Source organism: Ruegeria sp. CF2 (genome assembly GCF_056537385.1).
Genome location: NZ_JBQFRL010000001.1, coordinates 2,006,235 through 2,022,748 on the forward strand (window position 1 = coordinate 2,006,235; position 16,514 = coordinate 2,022,748).

The window sequence follows — 16,514 nt, forward strand, 5'->3', positions numbered from 1 at the left end:
GGCCGCGAAACGGCGTAGGCCTTGTTCGGGCGTATCTAATCGGAAACGGCCGTCCGTTTTGGGTCCCATGCGCGCTGATCGGGGACGAACAGGGTCAGACTGTCTCCGAGCCTCAGAAGTCCCGGCCGTTCGACCCAGGCGGTCACCCCGCGCCGGCCCTGTGCGGCCGGTTTGAAGCGGGCGCCGTGCCCCGGTGACTCTGCTTCGATTTCACGTCCGGGCAGAACACAAGGGCGGTTCTCCATGTCGACTGTCATGGTCAATCCCGTATCCGCCTGCAGCCGTGACGAGGGCGGAACATGCGTGAAATCCGGAATGCCCTCGACAACGATGCTTGCACCCAAAAGGGCCGGATCCAGCCGGTCCACGCCCATGTCAGAAGCAATGGCCGCCATTTCCTCGGCAGCCAGGATCGTCAGCTGTCGCACGTTGCGGATTTCGGTGCCTTCCGGGTACAGGTTCTTGACCCGCACGCAGGATGGTCGATTGAGCCCTTCATGTCGCGCGCCAATGTCGCCCGGGAACCCAAGGTCGAGCTGCGGCACCGCTTGAGCCCGCAGGGAGTGCCCGGCGGGAACGTGGCCCAACCAGACGACCCGGGCCTTGAATTCGGTTTCACGCAGGACAGGCATGCCATTTCCTTTCGACAGCGGATCAAAGTTCGCTGCAGCCTAACGCTCGCTGCCCTGATGGAAAGGCCGAAAAGAAAAGACCCGGCTCTGGGGCCGGGTCTGTTGTATCATGCCGAAGGTTCAGGCTCCATCCCGCCCTCGGGCGGGGTCTTCTTGACCTTGGTCTTGGGAATCGCCGTCACGCTCGCGGCATTGCCGTGATCGGACTTGTCGCTTTCGTCGTCACTCTCATTCGGCGGTTCGCCATTCATGACGCGCTTGATTTCGTCACCCGTCAGAGTTTCGTATTCAAGCAGACCCTGAGCCAGACGCTCCCATTCTTCCTTATGTTCGGTCAGGATCTGATGGGCGCGGTCATATCCCTGTTGGATCAGCCGTTTGACCTCTTCCTCGATCAGTTCCTTGGTATGGGCCGAAACCGAGAACCCGGCCGTGTTGCCCTGATAGCCCTCATGCGCCTCGGCATAGTCGATGTTGCCGACCTTGTCGGACATGCCCCAACGCATCACCATGGCCCGTGCCAGTTGGCTGGCCTGCATGATGTCACCCGCTGGGCCGTTCGAGACGTGGTCTTCGCCGTATTTGATGACCTCGGCCGCCTTGCCCGCCATGGTCATGGCCAGCTTCTGCTCACATTCGTCCCTGTGATAGTTCAGCTGGTCCATCTCAGGCAGGCTGACCACCATGCCCAGCGCGCCGCCGCGCGGGATGATCGTGGCCTTGTAGACCGGATCGCACAACGGCAGGGTCATGCCGACCACGGCATGGCCGGCCTCGTGATAGGCGGTCTTTTCCTTCTGGTCCTGGGTCAGCACCATCGAACGGCGCTCGGCCCCCATCATCACCTTGTCCTTAGCGTTCTCGAAATCCTCCATGGTCACGAAACGCCGACCGACCCGTGCGGCCATCAGCGCGGCTTCGTTCACCAGGTTGGCAAGATCAGCCCCCGAGAAGCCGGGTGTGCCGCGGGCGATGATGCGTAGATCGACATCCGGACCCAAAGGCGTCTTGCGGGCGTGAACCCCAAGGATCTTTTCGCGCCCTTTGATGTCCGGGTTGCCGACGGTCACCTGGCGGTCAAAGCGGCCCGGGCGCAGCAGCGCCGGGTCGAGCACGTCCTTGCGGTTGGTTGCAGCCAGGATGATGACGCCCTCGTTTGCCTCGAACCCGTCCATCTCGACCAGAAGCTGGTTCAGGGTCTGTTCGCGTTCGTCGTTGCCCCCGCCATATCCGGCACCACGATGGCGGCCAACGGCGTCGATCTCGTCGATGAACACGATGCAGGGCGCGTTCTTCTTGGCCTGTTCGAACATGTCGCGCACGCGGGACGCGCCCACACCCACGAACATTTCCACGAAGTCCGAACCGGAAATGGTGAAGAACGGAACGCCGGCCTCGCCTGCAATCGCACGGGCCAGCAGCGTCTTGCCGGTGCCCGGAGGGCCAACCAGCAGCGCACCTTTCGGGATCTTGCCGCCAAGGCGCGAGAATTTCTGCGGGTTGCGCAGGAATTCGACGATCTCTTCCAACTCTTCCTTGGCCTCGTCGATGCCCGCCACGTCGTCAAAGGTCACGCGGCCGTGCTTTTCGGTCAGCATCTTGGCCTTGGACTTGCCAAAGCCCATGGCACCGCCTTTGCCACCGCCCTGCATCCGGTTCATGAAATAGACCCAGACACCGATCAGCAGCAGGAACGGCAGCAGCGTGATCAGGAAAGACTGGAAACCCGATTGCTGTTGCTTTTCCGCCCGCACGGGGATGTCTTTCTCGATCAGCAGCTTGGTGACTTCGGCATCACCGGGCTTGATCGTGACGAAATTCCCGCCGGAACTGGTTGTGTAACGGATCTGCTCACCATCCAGCGTCACGCCTTTTACGTCACCTGCTTCGACGGCGCTTACGAAATCCGAATAGGTTTTTTCATTGCTCTGGAGGGTTCCTCCCGGTCCGCTGAACAGATTGAACAGTGCAAGGATCAACAGGAAGAGAACGACCCAGAATGCTATATTGCGAGCGTTGCCCAAGAAAATTCTCCCAAAAGACATCGGCAGATGAGGCGCTGCCGGGTTGCCTCTTAAAATAGAGATGATTGAAGCAGGTTCAATGCGATAAAAAAGAAGCCGAAAACTCGGGGAATTTCGGGTCCATTTCAAACGACCATCCGTTCAAAAAACCGGCAAATGGCGCGGACACGATTTGGTCGCCCAGCCAAACGGCGGGCGTGGCCATCAGCACCATGCGCGGCACCCCTGTCGCGCGCCAGTCGGGTACTTGTGGCAACCCGGTCTCGCCAAGCGCACGGATCTGCGCTCCGGGCGTGTCCGGTCCTGTCGCGATCCAACGCCCGTCCCAGCGTTCGGCCGGTCGGGCCACGCATGTCGAAACGGCGGTCAGCTCTCTGCAAAACCACGAACAATTCCCGTCCGTCAGGATTTGACAACCGCTCAGCGTCGACGAACGTCCCGCAATAACTGCCTGTACGACCTGCTCGACTTTGGTTTGCCGCGGCGGGTACTCCGGACCCGAGATCCGCTGGAGGATACCGACCACAAGCCGACGCTGTATTTCCTCAGGTAGCGCGGCAAAACCGGCGCGATCCACACGCACCGCACAGGCTTTCTCTTTCGCGACACGGCGGGCGGATTCCTGCGCAAAATGCTCAAGCGCCCGGTTCGCACGCCCAAGGTTCGCAGCAACGCGCGACAAAGTTCCGGCCGTAATCCCCAAGCCGGACAGATGGCCCAACGCCTCGCGGGCCTTGATCCGGTCAAAGCGAAGGTCCTGATTCGAAGGGTCTTCGATCCATCGCACCCCCTCAGCCCGCAAGTAGTCCCGCAAAGCGGTGCGCGTTTCGCCCAGCAAAGGTCGCCAAAGCGTGACCCCGTCCAGATCGCGCGCAAAAGTCATGGCCGACAATCCGCGCACGCCGGCGGCGCGTCCAAGACGCATCAACACGGTTTCCGCCTGATCATCTGCGGTATGGCCCAGAGCGACCGCGGGAATGTCCTGCGACACCGCCCAGTCCCGCAGCAGGCCGTAGCGCGCCTGCCGTGCCTGATCCTGCAGGTTTCCCGACCGGTCCCATCCCGTCCATTTCAGAGTGACATGGGACACGCCCAAATGTGCACATGTCTCGGAAACACTGGCGGCCTCGGCGGCCGCATCCGGCCTCAGGCCGTGATCGACAGTGGCCGCAAACAGCCGAACATCTTCAACCTGGGCGATCCGGACCAAAAGATGCAGCAATGCAAGCGAGTCGCTTCCACCGGACACGGCCACGCCCAGTCGCGACGGAAGCGTTTCGGGCAACAGCGCCCTGACGCGCTCCGGAAGGGTGTCGTCAGGTGAGCTCAAGAACAGCTCAGCGACGCCATTTCCTCGGTTGCCGTGGCCACAAAGGCCGACGACGGGAACCGGACGCCGACTTCTCCAAGCGTGATACAAGCCTGGTCAACCTGGCCCAACCGGCCCAATGCTGCCCCAAGTTCGTACAACGCCTCGGGGGCCACCGGCCCTTCGGAATCGCCAGTAAAGCTGGCAAGGAAAGCCCGGGCCGCTTCGCGGGTATCACCCAGCCCTTCCAGGGCCTGCCCTCGCCTCAGATTGGCTTCGGGGGCCAGCGGGCTGCCGGGATACGCGCTGTCAAATTGCGCAAAAAGATCGGCCGCCGTCTGGAAATCGCCGTCCGCAAGGGCTTGCGACGCGGCATCAAAATCGGCTTGTTCACCTACGGCCAGTTCGACCTGGTCGCCGCCGGCGGCATCGCCGGGCGTCGTCACCGGAGCGGTGATGGCCGCTGTGTCGCTATCTCCACCCAATGTCGGTGTGTCTTCGCCGGTGAACTCGCAACCGGGTTCCAGCTCGCAGAGACGGAACTCCAGATCTCCGATCCGGTTGGTTCCGTCCGTCACGACATTCTGAACACGCTGATTCAGCTGCTCGGTCTGCCGAGTCAGCCTCTGCAACTCGGCCTCGATGGCGTCAACGCGTTCCAGTATCGAACTGCCGGACAGGTTCGGCGCGGGCGAGCCTGTCGTAGAAAACTCGCGCTTGAGCCGTTGGATTTCGACATGCAGCACCGTCAGTTCCTGGCGAATATCGGCCAGAGTCTGCTGATCCTGCGCTTGCGCGCCGCTGGCAAGGGTCAAAGCCGCCGCCAGAACCAATCCCGCAATTCTCATCCTGTTACCCCGTTGTGGATCCGGTCAGCACGGTGACCGCGCGGCGGTTCTTGGAATAGCATTCCTCAGTGCTACAGATTTCGATCGGGCGCTCCTTGCCATAGCTGATCGTCTGCAGACGGTTTCCGGCCACACCGCGGGAAATCAGGTATTCCCGCGCGGCATTTGCCCGGCGGGCGCCCAGCGCAAGGTTGTATTCCCGCGTGCCCTGTTCATCCGCGTGACCTTCGATCGTGGCGACGTAGTCGGTATTGGCCAACAGCCACTGGGCCTGCCCCTGAAGGATCGTCTGCGCCTCGGGCGAGAGCGTGGACTGATCCACGGCAAACAGGACCCGGTCACCGATCGCCTGCTGGAAATAGGCGGGCGAACGTGGGTCGCTGGGAGAACCCGGGACGATTGCGCCGTTGCCGCCGGCGCCACCGCCCAAAGCCGAGGGATCGTTGTTGGTACATGCGGCCACCAGCGCCAGCGCGCCCAGAGCCGCAAACTTGCTCAATACGTTCATTTCTGTTGCCTCTTGTCCCGTTTGTTTATTGACGTCTGTCTATCACAGCCAGCCTGCCTTGTGAACTTCGGCGCGACCGGCGGTCTCTTAATTCAACAGTGGCCCCCAGGACGGGTCACTGCCACCGTCCGGGGTGCGTACGGGGCGCAGGTTTCGGCCCGAAATGTCGACCGAGTACAGGGTCGAACGCCCGCTGGCGCCCTGGGTTTCCCGCGCAAACATTATGACCCGGCCATTGGGCGACCATGTGGGCCCCTCGTCCAGGAACGAGGCGGTCAACAGCCGCTCCTCGCTACCGTCCAGTCGCATCACGCCGATATGGAACCGGCCCTTGTTCTGCTTGGTAAAGGCCACCAGATCTCCGCGTGGTGACCAGACGGGCGTCCCATAGCGCCCTTGGCCAAAGCTGATGCGGGTCGCCTCACCGCCATTTGCCGGCATGATATACAACTGAGGGCTGCCTGACCGGTCGCTCTCGAAAACGATCCGCGATCCGTCGGGCGAATAGCTGGGCGCGGTTTCAATTGCGGGCGTGTTGGTCAGGCGCACGCTTTGCCCGGATGCCAAATCCATTTTCCACAGATCCGTATTGCCGCCCTGCGTCAGCGAGTAGACGATCGAGCGGCCATCAGGCGAAAAGCGCGGCGAGAAACTCATCGTACCTTCCTGAGTCTGCAATTCCTGCCGCTTGACCCGGCCAACATCCAGAACGTAGATCCGCGGGCGGCCGCTTTCATAGCTGGTGTAGAGCAACCGGTCGCCCGTTGGCGAAAAGCGCGGGGCCAGAACGATCGCGGCACTGTCGGTCAGGTACTGAACATTCGCCCCGTCATAGTCCATGATGGCCAGCCGCTTGCGGCGCTGATCCTTTGGGCCGGTTTCCGAGACAAAAGCCACGCGGCTGTCGAAATAGCCTCCCTCACCGGTAATGCGGCTGTAGACCTGATCAGCCACCTTGTGCGCCATTCGGCGCCAGCCCTCGGTTGTACCAGCAAATTGCAGGCCGTTGCCCAATTCCTGACCCGAGAATACATCCCAGACCCGGAACCGGACGGACAGGGTATTGCCCGAGACATTCACCGCGCCGGTGACCAGCGCATCGGCATTGATCGCCTTCCAATCCGCAAATTGGACCGGCGCTTCGAAACTGCTAACACGGCTGATGAATGCATCCGGCGAAATCTCACGGAACAGGCCGGTTCCGGTCAGGTCCTCGGCGATGACGCGGCTGATGTCAGCCGCAAACTGGCTGGCCGCCGGACTGTCCGGTACAAAGCTGGGCACCGCAAATGGCAAAGGTTCGATGATGCCTTCATCCAATTCCAGCCGAAGTGGGCCGGTTTGCGCAGACACGGGGGCCGACAGAAGGGTCAGGCCAACGAAGAGGCTGGTCAGAAGTTTCATCATTTGATCCGCATCCTCTCGGGATTGAAGGTGATCTCAATATCCTTCCAATGCTCGTATTTGTCAGCAGGAAGGTCATATCCTTTTGCTCCGCAGCGCAAAATCGCACGCCGGGCGGCCTCGTATGCCTGTTTTGCGGCCCCGTCCGAGCCGCCAGAGCTATCCAGAAGCTGCAGACTGCCGGGAACGATCGAGCCGTCGCGGTTCAGCGAGAAACCGACCACCACAACGGTCTTGAGCGCATCGGTCGACAACGAGCCCACATTCCAGCACCGCGAAACAGCCAGACGCATCGCATCCTTTTCGCCGCCGGTCAGAGGCGGACCGGACGGCTCGGACGAACCGCCCAAAGCCTCGGCCAGCGCGTCATTGATCGCGGCCTCGTCGGGTTCCGCAGCCTGTTCGACCGGATCGGCGGTCGCGGTCTGTTCGGTTTCCGCAGGCTTGGGCCGATTGGGCCGGACCCGGGGACGCGGCGAGCTTTGTGGCGACAGGTCCTTGGCCTCTTCCGCCTCGGTCACGATCTGGTCAGTGGCTTCCTCGGGCGCGGTCTGGTCTTGCTGCTCCTGCTGGATCTCAGCACCTTCATCCAGCGAAACCGCCGGTGTTTCGATATCGTCCGGCTTTGCGTCCAATGGCGGAGGAGCAATGGGTTCGGGGGCCACCTTGTCCGCCGGGCGGGGCTGGGACTCGGGCAGCGCCGGCAAAACCGCAACCTCGGGTTCCGGTTCATCCAGTACCGGAGGCTGCTCGATCACTTCGGATTCGGGTGGAGTCTCAACTGCCTCGGGTTGCGGCTCGGGCTCCGGTTCGGGTGGCGTGACCGGCTCGGGGCGCGGCTGTTCTTCAACCGACGGCTCCGGCACTTCGGGGGCCGGGGGTTGTACGATCGGGTCTTCCAATGCGTTGGGGGGCGTCGGAACTTCGGGCGCATCGCTTTGCGCCGTCAGGGCAGCGAATTGCTCAGCCGAAACCACCGACACCTCCTGCACTGCAAAAGGCAGTGGCTCGGACCGGAACGTGCCGCCGAACAGAGCCCATCCGATCAATGTCACATGGGCAATCGCCGAAATCTTGGTGCCGGTATCCACCGCGCAGCCTCACTCTCCGCCCGCGTCCAGCGCCGGCCCGCCGGTATCGGTGACAAGGCCCACATTCGAAAACCCGCCGGCATTCAACGCACCCATGACCTGCATGACCTGCGCATAAGGAATGGCGCCATCGGCCCGCAGGTAGACGCGGTCGCTGCTGCGCTCGGCAGCAATGGCGCGCAGCTTACCGATCAACTCGTCGCGGGACACCTCGGTGGTCTGGATCTGAACCCGCCCGTCGGCTGTCAGCGTGACGGTCAACGGTTCCTCGTTGTCGCCGGGCAGAGCGCTGGCGGCGGTTTTGGGTAGATCAACCTCGACCCCCACGGTCATCAGCGGCGCCGCGACCATGAAGATGATCAGCAGCACCAGCATCACGTCGACAAAGGGTGTGACGTTGATTTCACCCATCGGCTGCGCACGCCCGCGCCGCCGTCCTCGGCGTCGTCCGTTGCCGCCAGACGATTGCTGGATCGCCGCACCCATGTCAGCTGTCCAACTGGCGGGACAGAATGGTTGCGAATTCGTCGGCAAAAGCCTCGTATCCGCCAACGATGCGATCGCTGTCCGCGCTAAGTTTGTTGTAGAAGATTACGGCCGGAATTGCGGCCAGCAGGCCAAGACCGGTCGCCAGCAAAGCTTCGGCGATGCCCGGTGCCACGACGGCCAGGTTTGTGTTCTGCTGTTCGGCGATTTCGATGAAGGCGTTCATGATGCCCCAAACCGTACCGAACAGGCCGATGAACGGCGCAGTCGAACCCACGGTCGCAAGGATCGAAAGACCCTTTTGCAAACCCTCGGCCTCTTTTGCGATGGCCACATCCATCGAACGATCGATCCGGGCCTGTGCGCCGGCTATGAGTCCACCGTCGGCGCGGTGCGAGCGGCGCCACTCGATCATGCCGGCTGCGAAGATCTTTTCGGAACTGCCATCCGGCTGCGTTCCGATCTGTTCGAACAGCTCGTCCAGCGGGTTGCCCGACCAGAACGCCTCGTCGAACACCTGCGCTTCGCGTCGCGCGCTGCGATAGGTGATGAGCTTTTGAATGATGATCGACCATGACCAGAAGGATGCGACCACAAGGATCAGCATCACCACTTTCACGATGAATGTCGCACGGGCGAACAGCCCCCACATGGAGAAATCGATCTCCTGCGCCAGCGCCAGCGTTTCAGCTTCCATGAACCTGCTCTTTGTTTTGCCTGACAGCCGTTGATTGGCCTTGTTTTGCCAAACGCTAGCGTAGTTAGGGGCAAATTGCCAACAGAACCACAGGGGCTGAGCAAATTGTTACAGCAATGCGCGAATCTCTGCCGGGAGCCGGATCGGCCGGCCATCCTGATTGACGCAAACGGCCGTCACGGTCGCGCGGAAGACTTCGGTCTCGCCGCGTCGGATGAGTTGAGCCATGGTCAGTCGCACGCCGGAAATCGCGACGACCTCGGTTTCGACCAGCAGCTCGTCATCGAACCGCGCAGACGCCAGATAGTCGGCCTCGACCCTTCGCACGACCCAGATGATACCAGCCTCGCGCATTGCGTTCTGGTCATTGCCCAGGTTGCGCACCCAATCCGACCGGGCGCGCTCGATATAGCGCAAATAGTTGGCGTGATAGACCACGCCCCCCATGTCGGTGTCCTCGTAGTAGACGCGGACGGGAAAGACATGCTTCATTGCGTCGGCTCCATGCGTGCGAACAGCCGCAGCGCATGGGACGGGTCCCGCGCCACCGCCGGCAAAACCGGATCATAGGCTGCACGGATCAGCGCGGCAATGTCGGGCCGCAGGATCGTGGTGTCTCCCGCCACGGCCAGGGGCGAGCGCTCTCGGAAGGCTGTATCCGACCACAAAAGAATGGTCTGAACGACCTGCGACAACGCCAGCGTTTCGGCCGAAACTTTCGACAGCTCACTGTCCATCCTCACAAAGACAAACGCAGCACGGATCGCGCCGTCCGGATCGAACCTGAAGGCTCGATACTGGTTGGCTCCGCCAGCATCGAGCCGCTCGACCAGTGGCGCGAGGTCCGGGATCAGCCGGTCAAGGTCAGGCACTTCAAGCAGCTCGGCCCAATCGCGAAAAAAGAACACCATGCAGTTGGCGCCCAACTCGGGGTCGGTCTCGGCCATCTTATGGCCGGCCAGTGCCACGACCGCCTCGAACGCGCCTTTGACCGTTGCTAGCGTCTTGTCTTCCACACCAAATACGATCGGCACGATGGGCCGTCCCCAACGTGCGAAAAGATAGTTCCCGTCCGCGCGGCAAAACAACTCGGCAACACCCTCAGGCGTCATTGGCAATTCCCTCTTTTTTCAGTCTCGGGGCCGTTGATTACTGTCGCAAACAAAGATACACCCACGACAAACGCCATGTTGCCAGGCGTTACCGACACTACCAGAACAGACGGTCTCGGCCATCTCTGACAAGGACGAAACATCGACCCAATGCTTTCCTGGATCAGAAGAAATCCGCCACAGCACAAAGGACGGCTAACTCCTGAATTTGACCGCGTCTACCATTATCACATCAGAAAAACAGCCGGCTCTTCGTTGAATGCGGCGTTCCTGTCGGCGTTCGCCGGCAAGCGTGTGACAGTGAAAGCTCTTGCGGGCGCCCCCAAACACCGAATTGCCGGCGAGATCGGACCTGCGGTCGGCTGGAACGAGCGGCTGATCAAGGCGGGCAGCTTTGCCTACGCGTTTTCACATTCGCCGTTCCATTCACTGAAGGTGCCCGCCAAGACCTACACATTTACTGTGTTCCGCGATCCGGTCGAGCGGGCCTACAGCCACTTTTTGATGCTGAAAGGGTATATTGAATACGGCGTCGATCACCCCTGCCTGGCATCCGAAGGCGATTGGGCGAAGGGCGACTTTGCCGATTTCATCGCATCCGCTGACCGCGATCACCTGCTGCGTCAGCTTTATATGTTCAGCGAAAACTTCGACGTGGACGAGGCTGTCGAGGCTGTGTCCTCTCTAGATCAAGTCGGTTTCTTTCACGAACTCGGCAATTTGCTTGAAAGCGCCCAGGCGTTGTTCTCGGTGGACTTGCCTATGCGCCACGAAAACAGGTCGTTGTCACGCAAAAAGCTGTCTGCGGAAGAATTGGCCGCATTCCGTCCTCATTTCGAACCCGAGTACGAGATGCTGGTGAAAATCCGCGAGCGTAAAGGCTGATCTACAGTCGTCAGCCAAACAGGTCGCTCTGTCCCTTGGGCGCGGCCATGCCCAAATGCGTCCAGGCCTTCTGCGCCAGCATCCGGCCGCGCGGCGTGCGTTGGATCAGGCCCTGTTGCAGCAGATAGGGCTCGATCACTTCCTCCAGCGAGTCGCGGCTCTCGGACAAGGCGGCCGACAAGGTCTCGATCCCCACCGGGCCACCGCCATAATTTTCGGCGATCAGTTTCAAATAGCGGCGGTCGGCGCCGTCCAAGCCCAGATTATCGACGCCCAACCGCGTCAGCGCGCCATCGGCCAATTCGCGCGTGATGCGGCCGTCGCCCTCGACGATGGCGAAATCCACGACCCGCCGCAGCAGCCGCCCGGCGATACGGGGAGTGCCCCGCGACCGGCGCGCGATCTCGCGCGCACCGTCGTCATCGGCCGGCGCGCCCAGCTTGCGGGCGTTGCGGGTGACGATCTCGTGCAATTCTTCCACGGTGTAGAATTGCAGCCGGGTCGGAATGCCGAACCGGTCGCGCAGCGGGGTGGTCAGCAGGCCCATCCGCGTGGTCGCCCCGACCAGGGTAAAGGGCTGCAGTTCGATCCGCACGGTACGGGCCGCGGGGCCCTCGCCGATCACCAGATCCAGCTCGAAATCCTCCATCGCCGGGTACAGCACCTCTTCCACCGCCGGATTCAGGCGGTGAATCTCGTCGATGAACAGCACGTCGCGCTCTTCGAGGTTGGTCAGGATCGCCGCAAGATCCCCGGCCTTGGCCAGAACCGGCCCCGAGGTCATGCGGAAGTTCACCCCCAGCTCGCGCGCCATGATCTGCGCCAGCGTCGTCTTGCCCAAGCCCGGAGGGCCGTGGAACAGCGTGTGGTCCATCGCCTCGTTCCGCTGGCGGGCCGACTGGATGAAGATGCGCAGATTGGCCCGTGCCTCGGCCTGGCCGATGAATTCGTCCAGCCCCTGCGGGCGCAAGGCGCGATCGTTGTCCTCGGGCAGAGGCTGCGGGCGCAGGGTCGGGTCGGCATCAACCATTCATTCAGCCTTTCGGAGCCAGCAGTTTCAACGCCGCGCGGATCAATTCGGCCTCGCCGGCATCGGGCAGGTTGGCGGCGGCCTCGGCCACGGCCGATGCGGCCTCGGACGGGCCATAGCCCAAGTTCGACAGCGCCGACAAAGCACCCGCCGACGCCGCACCCGCACCGGGTTTCGAGGCCCGCACCCGGACCGGCGCTGCGGGTTCAACCACCTCGGCCACGGGGCCGTCCATCGCCTCGGTCACCGTGCCGCCCATCGCCATGACGCCGGGCGCCTTGTCTTTCAGGTCCAGCACGATGCGCTGCGCGGTCTTGGGCCCGACGCCCTTGGCCGCCTTTACCGCGCCCCAATCGCCCAGCGCGATAGCCCGGCTGACCCCGTCCGGCCCCAGCGCGCCCAGAATGGCCAGAGACACCTTGGCCCCCACCCCTTGAACCGAGCAGAGCAGCCGATGCCACTCTTTCTCGACCAAAGACAGAAAGCCATAAAGCTGCATCAGGTCCTCGCGCACCACCAGATCGGTGTACAGCGAGACCGCCTCGCCCACCCCAGGCAGGGCCGCCATGGTCCGGTCCGAGCAATAGACGATGTAGCCGACCCCGCGCACGTCGATCAGAAGATGATCCGCCGCGCGATAGTCGATGCGTCCGGTCAGCTTGCCGATCATGTGGCCACCTGCTTGATGCGCGCCTGCGGTGTCGCACCGTAGAACGCATGACAGATCGCGATCGCCAGCGCATCCGCGGCGTCGGCCCCCTTGGGCTGGCATCCCGGCAGTTGAAGTTTGACCATGTGCAGAATCTGTTCCTTCTCGGCGTGCCCCACGCCCACCACGGTTTTCTTGACCCGGTTGGGCGCGTATTCGCCCACCGGCAACCCAGCCTGCGCCAAGGTCAGCAACGCCACTCCGCGCGCCTGACCCAGCTTCAGCGTCCCGGCGCCGTCCTTGTTGACGAAGGTCTGTTCGATGGCTGCCTGGTCGGGCTGATGTTCGGCGATCACCTCGACGATCTGGTTGTGCAGCGACAAAAGCCGCTCGCCCAGATCATCCCCGTCGGATTTGCACAGGCCGTTGGCAACATGGCTCAGTCGGCTGCCATGTGATTCGATGACGCCCCACCCCAGGGTTCGCAGCCCCGGATCAATGCCCAGAATTCGCATGTTGTGCCTCGGCCTGCTCGGGTTTTCATTGTCTTTTCTCTCGATTAGCACGAAGCGTGAACATTTTCCAAGAAAATTGATCCGGCTCCCAAATGCGACACGCCTGTTCCGTCCACGACAATTCGGACGCATTGCGACCCTAGAAAGTCTGAAACCGACACATTCCCAAAGCAGTTTTCACCAATAATTTAAGGGACTTTCATCATTTTCGAAGCATTGCAAAAACTGCATAGGACACATGCAGTTTCAGCACTTGCAAGGTCAATCCGACATCACTAACTGGCCCGGGAATTCGACATTCAAACGTCAACACTGAACAGAAGGAAGCAGGATATGGCTGCAATTGACACAACCCGCGCCTCGATTGGCTCGTTTGGCCTTGTCGGCCGTATCGGTGCCTTTCTGGCATCTGTTGTGAACGCCGTTGTCGCCTGGAACGACGCACGCGTGACGCGCAATGCATTGAACGGTCTGAGCAACCGTGAACTGGAAGATATCGGCCTGTGCCGCGGTGACATCGACGAAGTCGCTGCTGGCCGCCGCCGTCTGTACTGAAACCACCCGCTCTCGCCCCTATCCTCCCTCGGGGCAGCACAGAAACACCGCGGACCGAAAGGTACGCGGTGTTTTTGTCTTTTGAAGGCTCTTTAGGAGAGAGAGTTCAGTAGAGAATCTTGTTCAGCTGTGTCGACAGGGCCTGCGACAATGGATCGATCTGCATGATCCATGCGCCCGCCTGTTCAACCGATGTCCCTTCGTTCAGGGCATCCACCCGATACTGGTATCCGGTCGGGCCGAGATTGGATAGCAGGAACGCTTTGAAAGCAAAAAATCCGCACAGGCACAGCAACAGAACCTTGGCCGGAACCGCCGAGCGTACCCGCTGGGGTTTCATGACGACCAGACCATCTTTGCGCATAGTCGCGCGATAGCCACGGCTCATCTTGTTGTGTTTCTTTGTCAGCCGATGAACGCGCTGATCGAATTCAAGTTGTTTTCCTGTCATGGCAGCCTCCAAAAACCGCCCCCCAAATTCATTGGATGACGATAGAAAGAGAATGCGTCAAAACCGTGGCAAAAATCCACAAAACTCCTGCAAATGGTCTAATTTGCGCCCTGTTTGGTTAAGACTAGCGTCGTCCATTCACCAATCATTGACCGATCCATCGTATTGAACCCGTTTTGTGCATAAACCGATTCCACTTCGTCGGCCTGCTCGTTGAGGATTCCCGACAGGATCGCATGTCCGCCTCCGCGCAGATTCTGCGCGATCTCCGGCGCAAGGGCCACCAGCGGGCCCTTCAGAATGTTGGCAAAAATCAGATCGTAAGGCGCCACCGCCTGGAGGTCAGGATGGTCAAATCCGGCAGCCTCGACACAAAGGACGGCCCCGGCCATGCCGTTGGCCTTCAGGTTGGCCTCGGCTACGTCGACGGCGACCTGATCAATGTCGCTGGCCAGAATGTCACCGTCCCAGACCCGCGCCGCCGCCATCGCCAACACCGCCGTACCGCAGCCGATATCGGCGACCTTGCTGGCCTCGAACCCAGTCTCAATCAGCTTGTCCAGCGCCCGCAGACACCCCAGCGTCGTTCCGTGGTGCCCAGTGCCAAAGGCCATCGCCGCCTCGATCAGCAGCGGAATGCGCCCCTCGGGCAGCTTGTCGGCATCGTGGCTGCCATAGACGAAAAACCGCCCGGCCTCGACCGGAGCCAGCTCGCGCCGGACATGGGCGACCCAGTCGGTTTCCGGCAGTTCCGACACCACGAAGGGCTTGGCCTCGAAGGCCGCCGCCAGCAGGGCCAGGGCGGCCTCGTCGGGGCTTTCGGTGAAATAGCCGCCGACCTCCCACAGGCCCGAGCCGTCCTCGACCTCGAAGACACCCACGCCGGTGGGTTCGGGCTCCAGACGCTCCATCGCTTCGCCCAGGCTTTCGGCCGCGGCTTTGCCTTTCAGGGTGGTCAGGGCGGTGAATGTGGGCATGGGAACCTCCTGCAGAAACCGCCTTTGCGCCTAGGGCCGTCAGCCACCGAGGTCAAGCGTCGCGCGTGTCATTCGGCCGGTGCGGGCGCGTATTTCGAAAAGATGGTCTCGTTCCCCGGTTCGGGGTGGCGCGGGATCAGCAGCGACAGCGCCAGAGAGATCAGCGCCATACCCGCCGCCAGGCCGAACACCGCCCCCGGCGACACGACCCACAGCAGCCCCAGAAGCGCCGGCAGAAACACCGCCGCGATGTGGTTGATGGTAAAGGCCACTGCCGCGGTGGGGGCAATATCGGCCGGATCGGCGATTTTCTGGAAATAGGTCTTGAGCGCCAGAGCCAGCGCGAACAGCACGTGGTCGATGACGTAGAGAATGGCCGCCAGCAGCACGCCCCAGCCAAACCAGTAGATGCCGCCATACGCCGCAAATACGATGGCAAGGCCCAGATACTCGAAGATCAGCGTACGCCGCTCGCCAAACACCGCGACGGCCTTGCCCAGCAAAGGGGCGGCGGCCATGTTGATGATCAGGTTGATGAGGTACAGGCTGGTCAAGTGATGCACTTCGAAGCCGAAGCGCTCGACCATCATGAACCCGGCGAACACGACAAAGATCTGCCGCCGCGCGCCCGCCATGAACTGCAGCGCGTAATACAGCCAGTAGCGGCGGCGCAGCACGATCTTCTTGGTCTGCGGTGTCAGCGCATCGAATTGCGGATAGGCGATCAGGCAGAACAGCGCCAGCACCGCGGTCAGCCCACCAGCCGCCATGAAGACCGTGTTGTAGGACAGATCGAACCGATCCCAGGTCAGCACGATCAGCCCATAGACCACCAGCGTCGAGGCCGACCCCATCGCCACCAGCCAGCCCAGCACCTGCGGGGCGCGGTCCTTGGGCAGCCATTGCAGCTGAAGCGACTGGTTCACCGTTTCGTAGTAATGAAACCCGATCGAGCTGAACAGGGTCACGAACAGCAGCCCGCCGAGGCTGGGAAACCAGGCGGTCACCGCCGTGGCGACGCCCAGCAGCATCAGCGAAATCATGGCCAGCACCTGCTCGCGCACGAAAATTATCACCGCGATCACGCCCACGGCCAGAAAGCCCGGGATTTCTCGCACCGTGTGTAGCAGGCCGATGTCTGCCCCATCGAAATCCGCGACTTCGATCACGAAGTTGTTCAGCAGTGCGCTCCATGCGTTGAAGGCGATGGGCATGGTCAGCGCCATCACGAACAGCAACGTGACGGGGCGGCGCCAGAACGGCAGGCTCTGGGCCTGGGACAGGGGCATCGGTTTCAGCATGAGAGTTCTCTACGCCCAATCCGCCCGGCTGGCGAGAGGA

At 61.8% G+C, this 16,514-nt stretch carries 19 protein-coding genes; 2 read left to right on the forward strand and 17 right to left on the reverse strand.

The window, feature by feature from the left end; translation table 11 throughout:
* Positions 1-35: 35 nt before the first annotated feature.
* The 11 genes from ACR0IR_RS10045 to ACR0IR_RS10095 all read right to left on the reverse strand — a co-directional run bounded on the left by ACR0IR_RS10045 (position 36) and on the right by ACR0IR_RS10095 (position 10,111).
* Positions 36-632, reverse strand: coding sequence for an MOSC domain-containing protein (locus ACR0IR_RS10045; RefSeq protein ID WP_170362918.1), 597 nt, complete (start codon positions 630-632; stop codon positions 36-38).
* Between the two features lie 107 nt (positions 633-739).
* Positions 740-2,656: an ATP-dependent zinc metalloprotease FtsH gene (gene ftsH, locus ACR0IR_RS10050; protein ID WP_093962771.1), complete on the reverse strand. Its 1,917-nt coding sequence runs from the start codon at positions 2,654-2,656 to the stop codon at positions 740-742.
* Between the two features lie 76 nt (positions 2,657-2,732).
* A complete protein-coding gene (gene tilS, locus ACR0IR_RS10055) occupies positions 2,733-3,986 on the reverse strand; it encodes a tRNA lysidine(34) synthetase TilS (RefSeq protein WP_170362916.1) in 1,254 nt (417 codons plus the stop codon).
* Complete coding sequence (gene ybgF, locus ACR0IR_RS10060; RefSeq protein ID WP_170362914.1) at positions 3,983-4,813, reverse strand: tol-pal system protein YbgF; 831 nt, start codon at positions 4,811-4,813, stop codon at positions 3,983-3,985. Before ybgF ends, tilS begins: the two co-directional genes overlap by 4 nt.
* A 4-nt stretch (positions 4,814-4,817) precedes the next feature.
* Positions 4,818-5,321, reverse strand: a complete 504-nt coding sequence (gene pal / locus ACR0IR_RS10065; RefSeq protein WP_093962774.1) for a peptidoglycan-associated lipoprotein Pal — start codon at positions 5,319-5,321, stop codon at positions 4,818-4,820.
* A gap of 87 nt (positions 5,322-5,408) precedes the next feature.
* Positions 5,409-6,728, reverse strand: coding sequence for a Tol-Pal system beta propeller repeat protein TolB (gene tolB, locus ACR0IR_RS10070; RefSeq protein WP_093962775.1), 1,320 nt, complete (start codon positions 6,726-6,728; stop codon positions 5,409-5,411).
* A complete protein-coding gene (locus tag ACR0IR_RS10075) occupies positions 6,725-7,816 on the reverse strand; it encodes an energy transducer TonB (protein ID WP_170362912.1) in 1,092 nt (363 codons plus the stop codon). Before ACR0IR_RS10075 ends, tolB begins: the two co-directional genes overlap by 4 nt.
* Before the next feature lie 9 nt (positions 7,817-7,825).
* Positions 7,826-8,302 (reverse strand): protein TolR, encoded by a 477-nt coding sequence (gene tolR, locus ACR0IR_RS10080; protein ID WP_170362911.1) that lies wholly within the window; start codon positions 8,300-8,302, stop codon positions 7,826-7,828.
* 1 nt (position 8,303) lies between these two features.
* Positions 8,304-8,999, reverse strand: a complete 696-nt coding sequence (gene tolQ, locus ACR0IR_RS10085) for a protein TolQ (protein WP_093962778.1) — start codon at positions 8,997-8,999, stop codon at positions 8,304-8,306.
* A 108-nt stretch (positions 9,000-9,107) separates the two neighbouring features.
* A complete protein-coding gene (ybgC, locus tag ACR0IR_RS10090) occupies positions 9,108-9,491 on the reverse strand; it encodes a tol-pal system-associated acyl-CoA thioesterase (protein WP_093962779.1) in 384 nt (127 codons plus the stop codon).
* Positions 9,488-10,111, reverse strand: a complete 624-nt coding sequence (locus ACR0IR_RS10095) for a hypothetical protein (protein WP_170362909.1) — start codon at positions 10,109-10,111, stop codon at positions 9,488-9,490. Before ACR0IR_RS10095 ends, ybgC begins: the two co-directional genes overlap by 4 nt.
* Positions 10,112-10,261: 150 nt before the next feature.
* Here ACR0IR_RS10095 and ACR0IR_RS10100 point away from each other — a divergent pair, with 150 nt between their 5' ends.
* Positions 10,262-10,996: a hypothetical protein gene (locus ACR0IR_RS10100; RefSeq protein WP_170362907.1), complete on the forward strand. Its 735-nt coding sequence runs from the start codon at positions 10,262-10,264 to the stop codon at positions 10,994-10,996.
* Positions 10,997-11,006: 10 nt separating this feature from the next.
* Here the strand turns inward: ACR0IR_RS10100 and ruvB are convergent, their stop codons facing one another.
* From ruvB to ruvC, 3 genes are read right to left on the reverse strand one after another with little or no spacing between them, the layout of a single operon-like run.
* Positions 11,007-12,026 (reverse strand): Holliday junction branch migration DNA helicase RuvB, encoded by a 1,020-nt coding sequence (ruvB, locus tag ACR0IR_RS10105; RefSeq protein WP_170337873.1) that lies wholly within the window; start codon positions 12,024-12,026, stop codon positions 11,007-11,009.
* A 4-nt stretch (positions 12,027-12,030) separates the two neighbouring features.
* Positions 12,031-12,696 (reverse strand): Holliday junction branch migration protein RuvA, encoded by a 666-nt coding sequence (gene ruvA / locus ACR0IR_RS10110; protein ID WP_170362906.1) that lies wholly within the window; start codon positions 12,694-12,696, stop codon positions 12,031-12,033.
* Positions 12,693-13,190, reverse strand: coding sequence for a crossover junction endodeoxyribonuclease RuvC (ruvC, locus tag ACR0IR_RS10115; protein ID WP_149775764.1), 498 nt, complete (start codon positions 13,188-13,190; stop codon positions 12,693-12,695). The genes ruvA and ruvC overlap by 4 nt, the downstream gene beginning before the upstream one ends.
* A gap of 333 nt (positions 13,191-13,523) precedes the next feature.
* Here ruvC and ACR0IR_RS10120 point away from each other — a divergent pair, with 333 nt between their 5' ends.
* Positions 13,524-13,745 carry a DUF1127 domain-containing protein gene (locus ACR0IR_RS10120; RefSeq protein WP_093962786.1) on the forward strand — a complete coding sequence of 74 codons (222 nt, stop codon included), beginning with the start codon at positions 13,524-13,526 and terminating at the stop codon, positions 13,743-13,745.
* A gap of 106 nt (positions 13,746-13,851) precedes the next feature.
* Here ACR0IR_RS10120 and ACR0IR_RS10125 read toward each other — a convergent pair whose 3' ends face one another.
* The 3 genes from ACR0IR_RS10125 to ACR0IR_RS10135 all read right to left on the reverse strand — a co-directional run bounded on the left by ACR0IR_RS10125 (position 13,852) and on the right by ACR0IR_RS10135 (position 16,474).
* Complete coding sequence (locus tag ACR0IR_RS10125; protein ID WP_093962787.1) at positions 13,852-14,196, reverse strand: hypothetical protein; 345 nt, start codon at positions 14,194-14,196, stop codon at positions 13,852-13,854.
* A gap of 98 nt (positions 14,197-14,294) precedes the next feature.
* Positions 14,295-15,173 carry a 50S ribosomal protein L11 methyltransferase gene (locus tag ACR0IR_RS10130; protein WP_170362904.1) on the reverse strand — a complete coding sequence of 293 codons (879 nt, stop codon included), beginning with the start codon at positions 15,171-15,173 and terminating at the stop codon, positions 14,295-14,297.
* 68 nt (positions 15,174-15,241) lie between these two features.
* On the reverse strand, positions 15,242-16,474 hold the full coding sequence (locus ACR0IR_RS10135) for an MFS transporter (RefSeq protein WP_170362902.1): 1,233 nt from the start codon (positions 16,472-16,474) through the stop codon (positions 15,242-15,244).
* Between the last annotated feature and the right edge of the window lie 40 nt (positions 16,475-16,514).

Excerpts from the sequence above, each read along its gene's own strand:
- ACR0IR_RS10045 (WP_170362918.1), bottom strand. The coding sequence starts at position 632 with ATGCCTGTCCTGCGTGAAACCGAATTCAAGGCCCGGGTCGTCTGGTTG.
- ybgF (WP_170362914.1), bottom strand. The coding sequence starts at position 4,813 with ATGAGAATTGCGGGATTGGTTCTGGCGGCGGCTTTGACCCTTGCCAGC.
- pal (WP_093962774.1), bottom strand. The coding sequence starts at position 5,321 with ATGAACGTATTGAGCAAGTTTGCGGCTCTGGGCGCGCTGGCGCTGGTG.
- tolB (WP_093962775.1), bottom strand. The coding sequence starts at position 6,728 with ATGATGAAACTTCTGACCAGCCTCTTCGTTGGCCTGACCCTTCTGTCG.
- tolR (WP_170362911.1), bottom strand. The coding sequence starts at position 8,302 with ATGGGTGCGGCGATCCAGCAATCGTCTGGCGGCAACGGACGACGCCGA.
- tolQ (WP_093962778.1), bottom strand. The coding sequence starts at position 8,999 with ATGGAAGCTGAAACGCTGGCGCTGGCGCAGGAGATCGATTTCTCCATG.
- ybgC (WP_093962779.1), bottom strand. The coding sequence starts at position 9,491 with ATGAAGCATGTCTTTCCCGTCCGCGTCTACTACGAGGACACCGACATG.
- ACR0IR_RS10095 (WP_170362909.1), bottom strand. The coding sequence starts at position 10,111 with ATGACGCCTGAGGGTGTTGCCGAGTTGTTTTGCCGCGCGGACGGGAAC.
- ACR0IR_RS10100 (WP_170362907.1), top strand. The coding sequence starts at position 10,262 with ATGCTTTCCTGGATCAGAAGAAATCCGCCACAGCACAAAGGACGGCTA.
- ruvB (WP_170337873.1), bottom strand. The coding sequence starts at position 12,026 with ATGGTTGATGCCGACCCGACCCTGCGCCCGCAGCCTCTGCCCGAGGAC.
- ruvA (WP_170362906.1), bottom strand. The coding sequence starts at position 12,696 with ATGATCGGCAAGCTGACCGGACGCATCGACTATCGCGCGGCGGATCAT.
- ruvC (WP_149775764.1), bottom strand. The coding sequence starts at position 13,190 with ATGCGAATTCTGGGCATTGATCCGGGGCTGCGAACCCTGGGGTGGGGC.
- ACR0IR_RS10120 (WP_093962786.1), top strand. The coding sequence starts at position 13,524 with ATGGCTGCAATTGACACAACCCGCGCCTCGATTGGCTCGTTTGGCCTT.
- ACR0IR_RS10125 (WP_093962787.1), bottom strand. The coding sequence starts at position 14,196 with ATGACAGGAAAACAACTTGAATTCGATCAGCGCGTTCATCGGCTGACA.
- ACR0IR_RS10130 (WP_170362904.1), bottom strand. The coding sequence starts at position 15,173 with ATGCCCACATTCACCGCCCTGACCACCCTGAAAGGCAAAGCCGCGGCC.
- ACR0IR_RS10135 (WP_170362902.1), bottom strand. The coding sequence starts at position 16,474 with ATGCTGAAACCGATGCCCCTGTCCCAGGCCCAGAGCCTGCCGTTCTGG.